A 14,933-nucleotide genomic window follows, 5' to 3' on the forward strand; every position below is an offset into this window, starting at 1 on the left:
CAACAGTTCCCGGTGGGCTACGACTCGTCGACGATCTGCCCGAACCCACCCCGAAATACGACGAGGCCGTGATGGAGGTACGTGCCTACGCAATCAACTGTGGCGAGCTGCAACTGATCGAACAGCGCCCCAACGGGTTTCGGCCGGGCCAGGACGCGGCCGGGGTAGTGCTCGCGGCGGCGCGGCCCCCGGGTCGGTGCACGCGCCCTGCGGCGGCTTCGCTGGAGCGGTCCGTTGCGGCATCGGCGTGCCGAACTCGTGCGGCGTGGTACTGGGTGCGGACTCCTCCCGCTCACCAGGCTCGTAGAAGAAGATCCGCCGCTTCGGCGGGACATAATCTCCTGCGAGCGTCATCGGCACTGGCATCCGCGGCTGAGCCAGGTCTTTGAGCGCGACGCCTTCGCTGGTGCTAGCTGACACAGCTACCTCCGCAGTGCTTTCCAGCTCAACGCACTTCTATGAACGGAACTCTACGTCGTCCAAGTCGTCAGCCCCCGGATTCGTTACGCAGCCAGAACCGAACACTCGCCGAGACATAGTCGACTGGGATGGTTTCCGACCCGAATCACTTGTCCGGCGCTGCCGCGATAGCGCGGCGGCGGACGTGATCACGCTGCTGGCGGGTGCGACCTGCGGCGTAGCCAAGTTCTGGGTCTGCTGTGGTCGGACATCGATCAGAAGGTCGCACGCTGCGGTGTACCGGCAAGGTCGTGCGTCTGGAAGGCCAGGGACTGGTGCGGGTGGACAAGGACGACGATCCGAAGAACCGGCGGGGCCTGATCCTGCTGCCGGAGTTCGCCGCCAAGCCCGCATGCTGCACGGTATGTGTGGCCGTGGGCCTCCGATCCCGTCCAGGATCGACCGCTGAGTTTGCTACAGGTTGGCTGTGGGTCTGTCCAGGTAACGGCTCTGTCGCACTTTCGGCTCTGTCGCACTTCGGTGGTAACGAATTACCGCTTATCCCAGGAGGATTCGATGTCGTAGGAGTCAGAATTCGGCCCGCCCGTACATCTGCCTTTTGAGCAGCTTCGTTATATCGTATTCACGCCCTCGCAGGGCCCGTTCGTGTAGGGCAGGGTCAGGCCGGCGACCGCGGCGTCATAGTCCTGGTCCAGGCCGCGCAGGAACGGTCCGAGCTCGACGAGTCCGGCCTCGCGAACCTGCTTGATCCAGAAGTCCAGCTCGGTGCCGCGCCGCTGGGCCATGATCTCGGCGAACTCGCGGACCGGTCCGGCCAGCCGAGTCATTTCCGGACAGGCGGCGCAGCGAATCCGGTTCCGGCGCACGGGAATACCTCTTCACGGTATTCAATGCCAGTCCCAGGCGACGGTGACGGCGCTCACTGATTCAGCGAGCGCGTCAACCGGGGGTGATGCACATTCAGCTGTCGCATCTGGTTGAGGTCAGCGCGCTACCGACGGTCTCGATCCAGGTCGTAGGCCGAGAGGTGAACAGTCACATCGGGTTTCATCTCGCCAGTTTCGTTCTGCTGGAGTTCGGAGTGCTGCTGGCTGGTGAACCACCCGAGCCCCCGGAGGTCTTCATCGACGGCATTCCCGGGGCCCTGCATCTGCAGCGGGAGAGCGGCGCTGGTGAGTACCAGGCCGCAGCCGATGAACTGAGCCGAATAGCTCTGTCCGAGAACACCTCTCGTGCCCTTGTGCGTGAGATCGCACAGGATTATCGACCGTAGAGACCGTTCCCGTCCCAGGGCCACGACCAGACCGATTTGCTGAACCAACAAGATTGGACTAGCTGTGCCGGTGCTACTGCACGGGCCGGTAAAACCTCGGCAAATCTAGTGCATCGAACCCGACGGGGCTACCGCATGGATAGGCACAGCTCGAGATAGCTGGCCAGGTGATCGGCCTGAGAGGCAGCTGGCACCTTGTCCGCGTTCCGATGGCGGTGCGTACCGGCCGGTATGGTCGGTCAGCACGCCCCGCATCGGTACCTCCAGGACGACATGTCTACGCTCGCCACAGATACAGCGCACTCAGGGCGGTGCACAGTGCGATACACCAGATAGTGAAAGTGCGTGCCAGCCAGGGGGCTGCGTCGCGCATCTCCATGAAAGCGTTTCCCACCACGTAGATCTTGGCGAAGGTCAGTACGAGGATGCTGATCATCGCGGCCCTCAGGCTCAGCCCGGCGAACGCGTGATCACCTCCGACTATCCATGTGGCGCCGGTGAGCACCATCAGCACGAGCCAGGCACCGACGACATAGTTTGTTTCTTTGTTAGCGATCAGTCTGGTCATAGGGTTGGTCACCTCATCAGGTAGAAGAGAGCTAGAATTCCCAGCCACAGCAGGTCGACCATGTGCCAGTAGATGGCACAATTCTCGATAAAGCGTGACTGATGTGGTGTCGGGGTGCCGACCACCTTCGAAACGCGTCGCCGCATGAACAGCAGTAACGTCATTGCGATCAGAACGTGGAAGAGATGGATGCCGGTCAGGATGAAGTAGAGCTGGAAGAACAGACTCGACTGTGGCGTATGACCGTCGTGAACTTCGCCCGACCACTCGATGTACTTATTGATGACAAACGCGGCTCCCGCCACACCCGCGCCGAGGAACAGGCGGCTCGTGAGCTGTACATGCCCGTGGCGCAGCTTTTGCACTCCGAGTGCAACGCAAAGTGAAGCGGTCAACAAGAAGAAAGTGTTGAGGATTCCGGAGGTCAGGCTGATTTCTTTATGGCCCGCGGCGAAAGCTTGGCGGCTGTCACCCCATTGGTACATTACGTCGATGAAGTAGATCGTGAATACCGTGAGATCTGTGAAAATCAGCGCCCAGATGCCCGGCTCGCCGGGAACCCAGCGCCGCTGGGTGATAGCCTCTTCCCGATCTTCCCATACATCGTCGGAATACAGACTTTTCGGGATAGGTGTCCGGTCATGGGTGTCGATGCTCAACGAACTGCTCCTTGGTTGGACTCGATAGACACCAGCGCCGATGCTTCGATGAGCGGATCCGGGATAGCGGCGCTGTCAGCCGGATTGGCGTGGTGCGGGATGCCGTCGTCGTCGCGGGGCGGGTAGACACCGTACTCGGCGCCGCGGGACTCGGCCCCGATACGGCTTATTTCGATCTGTCGCCTGATGGCCTTGCGGGCGTAAACATCGATGATGGCCAGCCATACGAAGAATTCACTGATCGGCAGCCACATTGCCAGCGGCCCGGCATAGGAGAACGGGCCCTGTTTGAAGAAGATAACCAGCAAGCCGGGGGACCAGCAGGTGACGGAACCGAACGTGACGTAGGCAGCCCAGCGTGGGAACACCTGATACTTCGGGGGGTTGATCAAGACGCCGAGCGCCCAGGCGACCGCCCATGCGATGTACACCGTGATCGTGAACAGGAACCCGAACCAGCCGACATCCCACATTTGTTGCGTCACCCGCGGGTCGGTCTCGCCCGCCCGGAACGAAGCGACACCCCAGAAGAGTGTGTCGAAGATAAAGAATGTCAGGCCGGCCGCTACGCAGATGAGCTGAGTGAAAGTCAGAACCGGGAAGCGCGACTCCGTGCGGAACGTCCACACACAGATGGCTGCGACCCAGCTACCCCAAAGTCCGCAGCCGGCGACCATCAGGAGGCATCCGAACAGGATGCCGGGCCTGTGGTGCACCAGCCATTGCGACAACTGCTCGGCGGTCAAATGTGGGCTGGGAGTCGGCAGCATTCTGGCGAAAACGAGCCAGCCGACCAGATACAGCACGGTCATGAGCGGGCCACCGGCCCACAGTGCTAGTCGGTGGGTGCTGGGTGTAAACCTTTTTTCCACTTCAATTCCGTTCCGGGGCATCGGTGACCACGATCAGACCACCATTGAAGCCTCACCAAGAACGAAAGTCCCCCCTCTATGATGAGGGGGTTTCGTCGCGAGAGGTTCCGATCATCGCGGTGATTCGATGCCCTGGCCCCGAACTGCGGTTGCTCGGCACTTGCGCTCAGTGGCCGAGGCGCGCGCTTTCGATGGCTGTCGGCAAGTCGGCACGAGTGGTGACCCCCAGCTTGTGGAAGATATGACGGAGGTGCCAGGCCACGGTGCTCCTGGCCACGAACAGGGACTCCGCGACCTCGCGGTTGCTCAATCCCTGTGCCGCCAACTCGGCGATTCTGAGTTCGGTCGGTGTCAGTGCCTGCAGGCCGGTGCTGTACGACCGCCGTGGCTTGGCGCCGCTGGCCAGCAACTCTTCGTGCGCTCGGCGGGCCGTGGCGAACGCACCCTGGCGGTGCGCCAGCTCCATCGCGCGTGTAAGCGGATTTCTCGCTTCGATGCGACTGCCCGACTGGCGCAGCGCCCGCCCGTATTCGAGCAGAGTCTCACTCGAGTCCAGGGGAGTCCCGTGGGTCTTCAGAATTTCGAGCGATTCCTCCAACAGAGCTATCCGCTCGGTACGGCCCACGAGCGCGGACTTCGGCCTGAGCGCGATCGCAACCTGTCGAGGAAGTTCGAACTGTATGGCGAGCACCAGTTCTTCGTCTATCAGCTCCTGTGCCAGCGCCATGTCTCCGAGCATCTTCGCTGCGAGACCCGCGCACGATCGCCAATGCGCCACAGCGGGATTCACGGCTTCGAATACGCTCAGGACACGGCCGACCATGAGATGTCCTTCGACCGCTCCGGCATAGTCGGAGCGGGCATTCTGAAGCCGTCCGCGCGCCATATAGAGCCATGACGCCAGTCCCCGCGAGTCGGGTGTCAGGGGTATCTGTTCTGCGGCCGACAAGGCTTCCTCGGCCTGGTCCAGCTCATCGCGCTCGATCAGGCATTGCACCAAGGTTCCTTGAGCCATTGGCGCCAGCCCGAACCAACCGCGTCCGATCCCGTCAACTGCCGCTTGGGAGTTGATCCATGCATTGGTGATGTCGCCCCTTGTGAAGTCGACCAGCGACCGGATGAACGACGCCTCTGCTGTGATCGGGGCATGCTGACGGTGGCGTGCGTCGGAGATGACCTGGTCGATCACCTCCGAAGCCTCGTCGAGCCGGTCGGAGAAGGTCAATGCCAGGACGGCCAGGTTGACCGCGACGCTTGCTGATGTCTGCGTTTGCAGCAGTAGCCCATCGCGCACGGCTTCGGTTGCTAGCCCTGCTCCTTTGGCCGCAGGCGATGACGACATGACTGCCCTCAGGCCGGCGATCGCCAGGATGACTCGTTCGGCCGGTGAGCGCAGCCCGCGCTGCCTGATCTCGGCCATCAATTCCTCGAGACGTATCATCGCCCGCGGAACCACCTGGTCGAGATAGTACGAGGCGAAGATCCAGGCGCCCTCGGCCTCGAGCGCAAGTTCGGGATCAAGTGAGGTGGCAAGCTGTGCACCCCTCTCGAACGCCGCGGCCGCATCGGAGTGGCGGCCGTATCGATACAGGGTGGAGCCGAGGGAGTACAGGCCCCTGGCCTTCTCCACCGGGTCTTTCATCAGATCCAACGCCTGCTCCAGGTGCGCAACACCCGAATCCGTCTCTCCCTGCGCGGCTTCGAGAAGGCCCAGATCGACAAGCGCGGGGACTCGATGAGAATCGGATGGTGCCAGCGTGATCGCATGGCGCAGATAGCGGATCGCCCAATCGTGAGAACCTTTCTGGGCCGCCGCTGTTGCCGCCTCCATCAGCACATCCAAGGCCCAGGGCTCGGAGGTCGGCAGGCCGATCAGCAGATGGTTGGCGATCGCTTCGACGCGTTCGCCGATGCTGAGCAACAGAGCCGCTGCCCTCGTGTGCGCCGCGGCGAGCTGCGATGCGGGGATGTCGTCGTAGATCGCCGACCGGATCATCGAATGCCGGAAATGGGGCTTGGAGTCATTGATCAAGATGTGTGCCTGGTCGAGCCGGTCGAGCAGCCGGACCGCGTTCGCGAGATCGATTCCCGCGATTTTCGCTGCCAGCTCGAGCGGAGCGCTTCCTCGAAGAACCGCATACGCACGTGCAAGTTCCAACGCGTCCTCGCTCAATCGGGATACGCGAAACAGCACTCGGTTGCGGACCGACAGTGGCGCAAAGCTTTCCAAGCGGTCGATATTCGCATCGAGCCACGCGCGTCCCTCGGTGCGGATCGCTGTCGAGAGCTCGGTGACCAGGAACGGATTTCCGCCGGTGATCATCCAGCATCGACGTACCGCATCCGGCGACAGTGTGAGACCGGGCTCTTCTCGGCGCAATAATGTGCCTACAGCTTGCTGGGTCAGGGCCGCCGGACGGATCGGGGTGCAGTTTTCCCGGCGCGAAAGATGGTTTACCAGCGGTGTGTTGGCCCGGATATCACCCGACCTCACAGCCACGAACAGTGCCACGGCCAGATCGTCCACCCTGGCCGAAAGGTAGTTGAGGAACCGTAACGTTGCGTCGTCGGCGAGGTGTGCATCATCGACGAACACCGCCACTGGCCCCACCTCGCACAGGTTGACAATGCACCAGTAGAGACCATGGATGATGGTGAACTCGTCTCCGCCGGTGATCCGCTGCGGCGAACCCACGGCGAGAAGGGGTTTCGCTAGCCGTGCCTGTCCGGCCATGAGCTGTTCCCGCTGAGCATCCGACGCATTCACCAACCAGCCTTCGATCAAGTCCAACGCGACTCCGAACGGGTACTCGACCTCGAGTTCCGAGCCGGTGGCATACAGCACCTGCATGTCGGCGTTGACCACTCGTGCACGAGCCTCGTTCAGGAGCGCGGTCTTTCCAGCGCCGCTCGGTGCATCGAGCACGACCACCCGCCCCCGTCCCGATGCGACCTCGTCCAGCACCTCACGCATCTTCGCCAGGTCGGTCTGGCGCTCGATCAATGACGGTTTTTCGGTCAACGCGTCTCCAAAGTACGCCCTGCCCCGGGTATGTGGGATCCGCAGAGGTCGGGTTCGCACGAAGTTCGCCGCATAGTCGCCACGATCCCATCCTGCCAGCACTGTTCGGCTGGGAAGCTGATCGGGCGCATCTTGCGTCTACTACCGGGATACTGCGGCATGCTCCGCAGCTGCCGCACCAGAACGACCGCGGTATCGAAGCGGCCCAGCGACTGCGAGCGTGCGCACGGCGCGCATGCCGTCAAACTATCAAGCTCAAGTAATGTAAACGATCGCTATGCAGGTGTCGCTATAAGCTGGTAATACACTGAAAATATTGAGTGATAGATCGCTCCGATTCTGGTGTCGTGATGTCATTTGGTCAACGAAGCTCAAGGGTTTTGGAGACAGTTAGGCTATATATCGGCATGAGGCAGCCAAACGAGCATGTCAGCGCCCGGCATCGGACGTTGCTGATCAGTGGTGGCTGCGGCGTCCAAACCGGTCGGCAGGACCGACCCAGAGGCCGCGCTGCAGTAGGTCGCGTGCAGGTCCGGCGGAACTCGACAGCTGGGCGATGCTGTCGGCTGGCGAGTCTCACTGCGCATGAACGCACTTGATCGCCATTGGTCGCCCCAGTGATCAAGCCTCCGGCCAAGGTCTCAGGGGCGGCCACCGGGCATCCTGGCAATGTCATTTCACACTCGCGCGAACCTTGTCAGGCGCCGTAGAAGCCAGCTCGCGCCGCGTCGGGCGTCGGGTCAACCTTCGGGGAAGCCAAACTGCCGGCATGGATGTTGGTGGCGACAGCAGTCAACAGTGGCTGCTGCAGTCGACTGCCCGTGTCTCGTGCCGCCTGCATCAGCTCACCTCCGATGAATCGAAACCCGCTACTCGCATGACGCGTGTTGTGACCGGTTGCAAGAGTGGTTACACGTGCTACGGCGGTCTCTCCCGTACACTTTGCCCCCAACAGCTCTGGCGAGTTGTTGGCTTAACCGTCTCAATTATAGTCGAGCTCGCCATGCGGGGGCAACGGTCTCGTACTTAACAGCAAGTTTGTCCAGTTCAGAGGCTGGTAGTGAGCCGAATCTGCTGCCGTGCTTCCGTGAACGACCGATCACTTCGAACCAAGATCTGCAACAATCAGCGATTGACGTCCATCGTCGCGTGACGTACATTGTGCGTGACCTACAGCACTTTCTTCGCCCCGCTGTTATGCGGGTCACCGTACGGGTCCGGACCCTCGTCCTCCCCGAGTTTTGCCATCCGAACTGCCCAGGGGCAGATCATCGTGCGCTTTCTCGGCCAGCTGTGCGTGCCTGTACCGATATATGGAGTGTCACACGATGAAGTTCGAAGGCATCGATTCCGAAGTAACACGATCGCAACCATCGGGCATTCAGCACGGTGGTGTTGCGATCAGCGACCGAGCCACTACCTCCGGTGCTGAGCCGCCTGGTCGTCAAAACGGCGACAGGCATGGAGAAGCTCGAGCTGACCGGTCTGCTCGGCGCGGAATCCAAACTGCCCGGCGAGATCTCCGGTGGTATGCGCAAGCGTGCCGGTCTGGCTCGCGCGTTGGTTGATCGTCCAGTCTCTCTTCGAGACGGTGTAGCTCAAAAAGGCCAAGATCGAAAGTTGTTGCGGCCTGAGGGTCGCGACCGCATTGATGGAATGGTTGCGACTCGAAACGCAGTCATTATCAATGGGATCCGATCGCCGACGGCAAGAGGAGTGGCGCCCAAATGGGCGAACCGGTGACATGGTCGCGCCGTCTTGACGAGGAGGTCAACGATAACGGCGAGCGGCGGTCTATGTGGGGTGAGATCACTGCGACGGCCTAGGGCGTTCGCAGTGATCTCGACTGCCATCTCGGTCGGCCAGATGGGAAACGGGGCGGGAACCGAGATTCGATGTCGGTGTTCATCGTGGCTGAGTGGATGGCACTCGTGCTTTCTGGGCGACGTTCCGTTCGTCGGCCGTCGCAGGCACGCTCACGCGATATTCGAATCGTGCCGTGGACTTATTGCATTTGGCCGTGCTGTTCCCACTGCTCTATCTGGTGAGATGAGGTCGGGGCGATGTCGCATCGAGTCGAGTTCGTTTGGTTCGCTTCAGTTTTCGCGTCGTTCATCACCCTGGGGATCGGGTCGGTAGAGGACTGTGCCGCAACCGCCTCGATGATCGCGATGTTCGTGATCACATTGGCGTTCGTGCGGGCGATCGGCCTTTACTTCATGGATCTTCGTTCGGCACCGCGGTGGGTGCGGGTGTTCTTCGACGTGTGCGTCTCTCTCGGCATCGCTGTCATCGTGGCGGCGACGCTCATCGTTTGACAAACATGAGATCGCATCGTGTTGAACTTGCTGCGGTCGGCCGGCTCGGCCCGGGCATGAAACCCTTCTGCCGACCGACGCCGCGCCGATCACCACTAGCGACCAGGCGATCAAGCCATAGCTGCCCGGCTCGCCCAGAATTATCTAGGTTCGGTTGACGGCGCTCGCTGAACTTGGCTCTGGCGACGATTACGTGACGGCCGTTCAGGTGGCGAGAAGGATCTGGGCTCTGAGGAGATCGAAGTTCGCCCGGCCGTAGCCGTCGCGCTTGAGTCGTTTCACGCGCGTGACGTTGCCTTCGACAGCGCCGGAGCTGTGTTCGGTGGTGAGCCCGTTGATGATGGCGGTCAGGTCGCGGCGCATACCGATTGCGAGGCTGGGCAGTTCGGGTAGGTCATCGGCTTCGACGGCCTCGAGCCAGGCGGGTAGTTCCAGGCCGCGCCGTTGGGTCATGATCTTGGCGAAGGTGCGGACGTGCTGTTGGAGGTGTTCCAGATGGACGCATTCGGTGGTTGCGTTCTTTACGATCAGTGCGTCCTGCTCGGTCAAACGGTCGGGATGGGTCAGCAGCGCCCTGCTGATCGTGCGTGGCTTCGGGACTGCCGCAGCGGTGGGGGTGGGCTTGCGCCGATGTGGGTCCGGGCGGCAGCGGCTGCTGCCAGGCAGCCGGAAGGGCTTCAAATAGCGGCGCACCGTCTGGACGTCTCCGGTGAATCCCAGAGTCCGTAGTTCGCAGGTGATGGTCTGCGCGTTCGTCACGCCCTCGTTCCAGCGCCGGTTGACACGGTGCACGCGCTCGGGCTGAGTGCGCCCCCGTGCGTATGATCATGATGCGCGACAAGCTGGTTCGTTTCGCCATCGAGGCCGGCCCACTCGGCGGCGGTGGCAGCGGCTGACCGCGATGCGGCCGACTTACGAGCAGTTGCGTGCCACCGCGGGACCGCTACGTGCGGGGCTGCCCGAGAGCGGTTTGGGCGGCTAGCCGGCCGGGCCAGCCGCTGACCCCGCCGCCGGGGTGTGACCCCGCTCCGGCATGGAAGTAGCCCCGCACCGGTGAGCGGTAGCCGCCCAGGCCGGGAGCCGGCCGGTTCATCGCCAACCGCAGCGGGGTCATGTCGACGTGAAAATACGAGCCGTTCGGGGTGGCGAACTGGTCCCCGAAATCGGCTGGGCTGGTTTCGATCCGGCCGATCTCTGCGTCGAAGCCGTCGAGGTGCTGTGTCACCGAACTCATGATCGCCTCCGACATAGCGGCTTTCGTCTTCTCCCATCCGTCGCGGGGTTGCGCGGGCACATTGGCGGCCAAGTAGACGACGTCCTGCCCCTCCGGCGCCAATCCCGGGTCGTTGGCGGACAGGACGGCCATGTAGACCGGGGGGTGTTGCAGCGTCTCACCGGCCCGGATGGCCTGCAGTTGGCGGATGTTCTCGTCGAATGTCCCGGTCATGAGTGCGGTTTTGCGGATGTCGAAGTCGTCGATGCGGCCACGCTGCGCGGCGCCCTTGGGATAGGTGGCCGGCCCCGACAGGGCGACATCGATTTTGAAGGTGGCCGAGTTGTTGCCGCTGGCCGGCAGGATCGCCACCTTGGCGCGGGTGGCCGAATCGAGCACACCGTCGTCGAGTAGCCGGCCGTAGGCCAGCTGCGGGGGCACGGCAGCGAGCACGCCCCGCGCAGCGCGGATTTCGGTTCCATCGGCAAGCACGACCCCGGTGGCGCGGTTGTCGGTGACCGCAACCCGCGCCACCGGAGTGTCGGTGCGGATGTGGGCGCCGCGTTCGGTCGCGTACGCCGCCATCGCGTCCATGATGGCGCCCATGCCGCCGCGGGGACGGATCACCCCGGGTTTGCGGTGCACTGCGGCCAGGCCGACGCAGTAGAAACCGCCGCCGTCGTGGTCGATCGGCCCGATCATGCTGCCCCAATAGGTGGCCAGGGACCGCATCTGGTCACTGTCGAACGTATCGGCCATCAGGTCGATCAGATTGTGCGACATGATGCGGCCCAGCTGGCGGCGAATCGCCCGGCTCGGAGCGAGTTTGAGCAGCAGCTTACCCAATTCTGCTTTGGGCAGCTGTGCGGGGTGATGCGGCATGACCGCAGTCAGCGCCTCGAAGATCCATGACAGCGCCGGTTGCAGATCGGCGTAGGTGCGGGCGTCCTTGGCCGAGAATCTCCGCACCTCGGCCAGTGTGCGGTTCAGATCGTGGAACAGCAGCAGCGTCGCCCCGTCCGCACCGATCCAGCCGTACGGGGCTTCCACCGGTGTGCCGCGATAGCCGTACCGGTGCAGTCCGAGATCGGAGATGAAGGTCGTGCACGACATGAACATGTCGTCCATCGCGCCCAGACTCAGAATGTGGTCCGGGGCCTCGGCCAGAAAAGGCCCACTGTTGGACAGACCGCCCAGGTGCGGGCGCTGCTCCAGAACCAGCACCGATGCACCGGCACCGGCCAGCGTACACGCCGCGCTCAGTCCGTTGTGCCCGCCGCCGACGACGATGTAGTCGTAGTTGTCGTAGAGCTCTGGTGTCGTCATCTTCCACTCCATCGGTGCGCTGTGATCACTCAGAAGACCGTCGCGGCCTCTTGGTCCGGCGTCGGGGCGGGGTCGGGATCGGGATCGGCGACCTGACCACGCAGGGCGCGGAACACCAGCCAGCTCTGAATCGCAATCCAGGCGGAGAACAAGATCAGCGGCGACCAGAACACGAGCAGGCCGTTCCATGCGAATGGGCCGCTGCGTGGGATGAAGGCGAACGCGCCGGCCTCGAACATGAAGGTGATCCACAGTGATCCGTATCCCCACCACCGCGGGAACGGGTTGTTTTTGATCAGTTGGGTGGCCGGTCGCAGGGCGATGACGCTGACGCCGACCCACATGAAGATGTAGAACTGGTCGGTGGTCGTCATGGTCAGCGAGGCCAGCTCATGCATGAGCGTGGTGACTTCGGGATTCTTGCGGGGCGCGGTGTAGGCCGCCACACCCCAAAACATCGGGGGCAGCATCAAAAACAGCGACATCAGGGCACCGCTGACCAAGGAGAGGATGCTCCAGATCTTCAGCCCGCCGGTTTCGACCCGAGCCATCTGCACTGCCACAACCGCCAGGATGGGCATCATGAACGCGCCGGTCCAGCTGCATATCACCGCCCCCCACTTGATGCGCGGGCTGTTGTGTACGTACCAGTCGGCGACCTGCTCCGGTGACCATGCTGGGTTCTTCATCGGAACCTGTTGCAGGAGAAGGGCAAACGCGAGGATGTAGACCACAGCCAAGGCGATGCCCCACCAGAGGATCGCGCGTTGACTGCGCTCGGAGAACAGGCTTCGTTCAACAGACATGACTATCCCTTTAACTTCGTGTGTTCTGGTTGCCGTACCCGCGGAGCCGGATCAGTGACCGGTGCTCGGAATGAAGGTCTTGTCGACGGGCATGCGGAAGCCGGGGCTGCCGGGGCACGGGCCGTAGGCGGTGGGCGTGGTGGAGTTCGGGTTGCCCGGGATGTTGCACAGGCCGTTGATGAGGTGGGCCGGGTAGTTCGTCGGATAGGGCGACGCGTGCAGCCCGGCCGGGATCTGTACCAAAAGCAGGGCCCACATCGACATCGCGAACACGGCGATGGTAGCGAAGATGGTGACCGCAGTCCGGGTGGCGGGCTTGAAGGTCTCGAGTCCACGTTCGGCGATCGTCTGCCCCTTGTCGTTGCGGAAGTACCGCACGGCGGCGAAAGTGGTGAAAACGATTCCGGTGGTGAGGTATTCGGCCCAGGCATACCGCTGGCCGTTGGCGAACAGCGACAACGACGCCGGCGCGCCGGGCAGGCCCCACAAGTTGAACAGGAAGGTGGGCGCTTCCAGGCAGAATCCGAGGAACACGCCGACGACGTAGGCGAACGCCAGCAGCGCGAGGGTGTTGATCCGGGGAACGCGTCGCTGCACGACGCTCATGCCGTAGTTGAGGATGATCGAGAACCCCAACAGCCCGAACGGGTAGATGAACATGATGAACACCGGTTGCGGCATCAGCCCAGCGGTCGGGTTGACCACGCCCGGGGCGTGAGCGACCCAGGTGTTGAGGTTGAACCACTGCGAGCTGTACATGAAGTTGGGCTGCATCCAGTTGACCATGGGGTCCCAGAACAGCGTGAAGAACCCGGCGATGATGATGACGGCATCGAAGACCAGGCGCCGCTGCTGGAGGCATTGGCGCACAACACGAATGGTGAGTGCTACCACCACGACGGCCATGATCGCCTCGTAGCCGCGTGCCACCCACCAGGATGCTGATTCGGGGTCGCGGGTGGCGGTGATCTGAGTGGGGCCCGAGGCCAGCCAGGCTTCCCACGTCCATAGCGCGTATCCGGCTACCAGGGCTCCGATGACGGCCAGGATGACCGGCGCCGGCGTCTGGCGTGGCGGCGCGGATACCGGGAGTGGTTTGCGGTGATCCACTGAGATCGCGGACATGATGCCTCCGTTTCGGAGCCCAGGCAGGACGACTGTGTCGCGCATCACCGTACAACGCTAGGTGACACGCCGACAAGTCGTGTCGTCGTGTCGCCTAGGTGTCCGCGAAGATCGAGGGCACCGCGTAGGTGTGAAGCTCCTTGCGGAGGGCTCGGGCGTCCAGGGTTTCCCGGAGTAAGGCGAAGCTGATCACGCCGAGCAACCACGGGGTGGCTTCGTCGACCACCACGCCCTTGCGCAGTTGTCCGGCGTCGGCGGCCTGCTCGAGTATCGGCCGCAGGCTCTTGGCCAGCAGGGCCTGTACGGCGGTCGCGCCGCCGATGATCCGGTCGACGGTCTCGGGCGGCAGCGCGTCGGACAGTGCGCCGAATTCTTCGTCGGCGCTGGCGATTTCGACGGCGCGGGCGAGGGTTTCGACGAAGCGCTCGCGCGGGTCGGCGGGGCCATCGGCCAATGCCGCGTCCAGGCGCTGTTGCAGTTCGCCGCAGCAGGCCACCAGCGCGAGTTCGATCAGTTGATCGCGTCCGGTGACGAAGTCGTACAGCGTCTGCCGGGCCAGTTGGGCTTCCTTGGCAATGTCGGCCATGCGAGTGCGTGCCACACCGTAACGGGCGAACACCGCCCGTGCGGCGGTGACAATTCCGGCGGTGGTCGCATCCATCCAGTGTCCTATCTGACGGCCGCTCGCAGCGATCGCCCGTCGTGATCGGTATGTCGGCGATTCTATGACCAGCCCCGCGGTCCCGATCGCAGGGAACCTCCGAACCGGCATGGAGTCAACCGTACGGTTGGTTAATCTGGGTGGCGTCCGGCGCGGAATGACGCAGAGCGTGTTGGTTGCTTTGACGACCAAAGACCGCGTAGGCCGGTGGGAGGTTGCGGGGCAGCGCGGATACTGTTGGAGTCAGGTGGTCTCGCGCCGCGGATCGATCGGCAGTTGAAGCGCATTCCGTAACCACGAGGAGGGGATGCGGATCCGGTTGCGGATCCGAATAGCCGGTATCTCGCCTGAATTGACTACCGCGTAGGCGGTCACGCTGAATCGCGCTCCGTCGAGTGATGATTCGCTCACCTGAACCATGTTGTGCGGCAACCACGGTGGTAGCCGCCCTGTTTGTGGTCTTGCATGATGCCCGCTGGAGAACAGCGCGTTGGACACCGTGGAAACCGCGACGGCATACGCGATCGCCGAGTTGGCTGTGGAGAATCGTCGGATTGTCGTCCCCTGCAAGCGGTTCCGAGGCGATCGGCAGGTGTGTCCCCGAATCGATCGAGGGCGGCGATCCTGCGTGTGGGTTATAGGGTCAGCGTGGTTGCTCGGGTCGGCGGGT

The 14,933-nt window shown here is 62.9% G+C and carries 12 protein-coding genes and 2 pseudogenes; 3 read left to right on the forward strand and 11 right to left on the reverse strand.

Annotation, left to right across the window (positions count from 1 at the left end):
- Positions 1-987: 987 nt before the first annotated feature.
- Positions 988-1,262, reverse strand: a pseudogene (locus NM2_RS45565) (transposase); the annotation flags it as partial.
- 83 nt (positions 1,263-1,345) lie between these two features.
- Between NM2_RS45565 and NM2_RS45570 the strand changes: the two are divergent.
- Entirely contained in the window at positions 1,346-1,693 is a 348-nt protein-coding gene (locus NM2_RS45570) for a Scr1 family TA system antitoxin-like transcriptional regulator (RefSeq protein WP_281182894.1), read from the forward strand.
- Positions 1,694-1,970: 277 nt separating this feature from the next.
- Here the strand turns inward: NM2_RS45570 and NM2_RS45575 are convergent, their stop codons facing one another.
- The 4 genes from NM2_RS45575 to NM2_RS45590 form a co-directional block, all read right to left on the reverse strand.
- Positions 1,971-2,261 carry a cytochrome C oxidase subunit IV family protein gene (locus tag NM2_RS45575; protein WP_067683603.1) on the reverse strand — a complete coding sequence of 97 codons (291 nt, stop codon included), beginning with the start codon at positions 2,259-2,261 and terminating at the stop codon, positions 1,971-1,973.
- Between the two features lie 8 nt (positions 2,262-2,269).
- Positions 2,270-2,920: a cytochrome c oxidase subunit 3 gene (locus NM2_RS45580; RefSeq protein WP_084532343.1), complete on the reverse strand. Its 651-nt coding sequence runs from the start codon at positions 2,918-2,920 to the stop codon at positions 2,270-2,272.
- A complete protein-coding gene (locus NM2_RS45585; protein ID WP_067683608.1) occupies positions 2,917-3,732 on the reverse strand; it encodes a hypothetical protein in 816 nt (271 codons plus the stop codon). Before NM2_RS45585 ends, NM2_RS45580 begins: the two co-directional genes overlap by 4 nt.
- A 226-nt stretch (positions 3,733-3,958) precedes the next feature.
- The gene (locus NM2_RS45590) at positions 3,959-6,814 is read right to left on the reverse strand and encodes an ATP-binding protein (protein ID WP_157121988.1); all 2,856 of its coding nucleotides are present in this window, start codon (positions 6,812-6,814) and stop codon (positions 3,959-3,961) included.
- 1,461 nt (positions 6,815-8,275) lie between these two features.
- On the opposite strand from NM2_RS45590, the pseudogene NM2_RS53585 reads away from it, so the two are divergent.
- A pseudogene (locus NM2_RS53585) lies at positions 8,276-8,389 on the forward strand (ABC transporter ATP-binding protein); the annotation flags it as partial.
- Positions 8,390-8,877: 488 nt separating this feature from the next.
- Complete coding sequence (locus NM2_RS53590; protein ID WP_067683617.1) at positions 8,878-9,132, forward strand: cytochrome C oxidase subunit IV family protein; 255 nt, start codon at positions 8,878-8,880, stop codon at positions 9,130-9,132.
- Positions 9,133-9,336: 204 nt separating this feature from the next.
- Here NM2_RS53590 and NM2_RS45605 read toward each other — a convergent pair whose 3' ends face one another.
- The 6 genes from NM2_RS45605 to NM2_RS49980 form a co-directional block, all read right to left on the reverse strand.
- The gene (locus tag NM2_RS45605) at positions 9,337-9,891 is read right to left on the reverse strand and encodes a transposase (protein WP_169816368.1); all 555 of its coding nucleotides are present in this window, start codon (positions 9,889-9,891) and stop codon (positions 9,337-9,339) included.
- A gap of 184 nt (positions 9,892-10,075) precedes the next feature.
- Entirely contained in the window at positions 10,076-11,671 is a 1,596-nt protein-coding gene (locus tag NM2_RS45610) for a phytoene desaturase family protein (RefSeq protein ID WP_084532351.1), read from the reverse strand.
- Positions 11,672-11,700: 29 nt separating this feature from the next.
- Positions 11,701-12,477, reverse strand: coding sequence for a hypothetical protein (locus NM2_RS45615; protein WP_067683630.1), 777 nt, complete (start codon positions 12,475-12,477; stop codon positions 11,701-11,703).
- A 51-nt stretch (positions 12,478-12,528) separates the two neighbouring features.
- Complete coding sequence (locus NM2_RS45620; protein ID WP_067683633.1) at positions 12,529-13,602, reverse strand: spirocyclase AveC family protein; 1,074 nt, start codon at positions 13,600-13,602, stop codon at positions 12,529-12,531.
- Between the two features lie 94 nt (positions 13,603-13,696).
- The gene (locus tag NM2_RS45625; RefSeq protein WP_067683636.1) at positions 13,697-14,263 is read right to left on the reverse strand and encodes a TetR/AcrR family transcriptional regulator; all 567 of its coding nucleotides are present in this window, start codon (positions 14,261-14,263) and stop codon (positions 13,697-13,699) included.
- A 243-nt stretch (positions 14,264-14,506) separates the two neighbouring features.
- Positions 14,507-14,761 (reverse strand): hypothetical protein, encoded by a 255-nt coding sequence (locus tag NM2_RS49980; protein WP_157121997.1) that lies wholly within the window; start codon positions 14,759-14,761, stop codon positions 14,507-14,509.
- Between the last annotated feature and the right edge of the window lie 172 nt (positions 14,762-14,933).

The sequence above is a fragment of the Nocardia miyunensis NBRC 108239 genome (genome assembly GCF_001613065.1).
Taxonomy (GTDB): Bacteria; Actinomycetota; Actinomycetes; order Mycobacteriales; family Mycobacteriaceae; genus Nocardia; species Nocardia miyunensis.

Bases quoted from the DNA above. Each gene is read 5' to 3' on its own strand.
- NM2_RS45575 (WP_067683603.1), bottom strand. From the start codon at position 2,261: ATGACCAGACTGATCGCTAACAAAGAAACAAACTATGTCGTCGGTGCC.
- NM2_RS45585 (WP_067683608.1), bottom strand. From the start codon at position 3,732: ATGACCGTGCTGTATCTGGTCGGCTGGCTCGTTTTCGCCAGAATGCTG.
- NM2_RS53590 (WP_067683617.1), top strand. From the start codon at position 8,878: ATGTCGCATCGAGTCGAGTTCGTTTGGTTCGCTTCAGTTTTCGCGTCG.
- NM2_RS45610 (WP_084532351.1), bottom strand. From the start codon at position 11,671: ATGACGACACCAGAGCTCTACGACAACTACGACTACATCGTCGTCGGC.
- NM2_RS45615 (WP_067683630.1), bottom strand. From the start codon at position 12,477: ATGTCTGTTGAACGAAGCCTGTTCTCCGAGCGCAGTCAACGCGCGATC.
- NM2_RS45620 (WP_067683633.1), bottom strand. From the start codon at position 13,602: ATGTCCGCGATCTCAGTGGATCACCGCAAACCACTCCCGGTATCCGCG.
- NM2_RS45625 (WP_067683636.1), bottom strand. From the start codon at position 14,263: ATGGATGCGACCACCGCCGGAATTGTCACCGCCGCACGGGCGGTGTTC.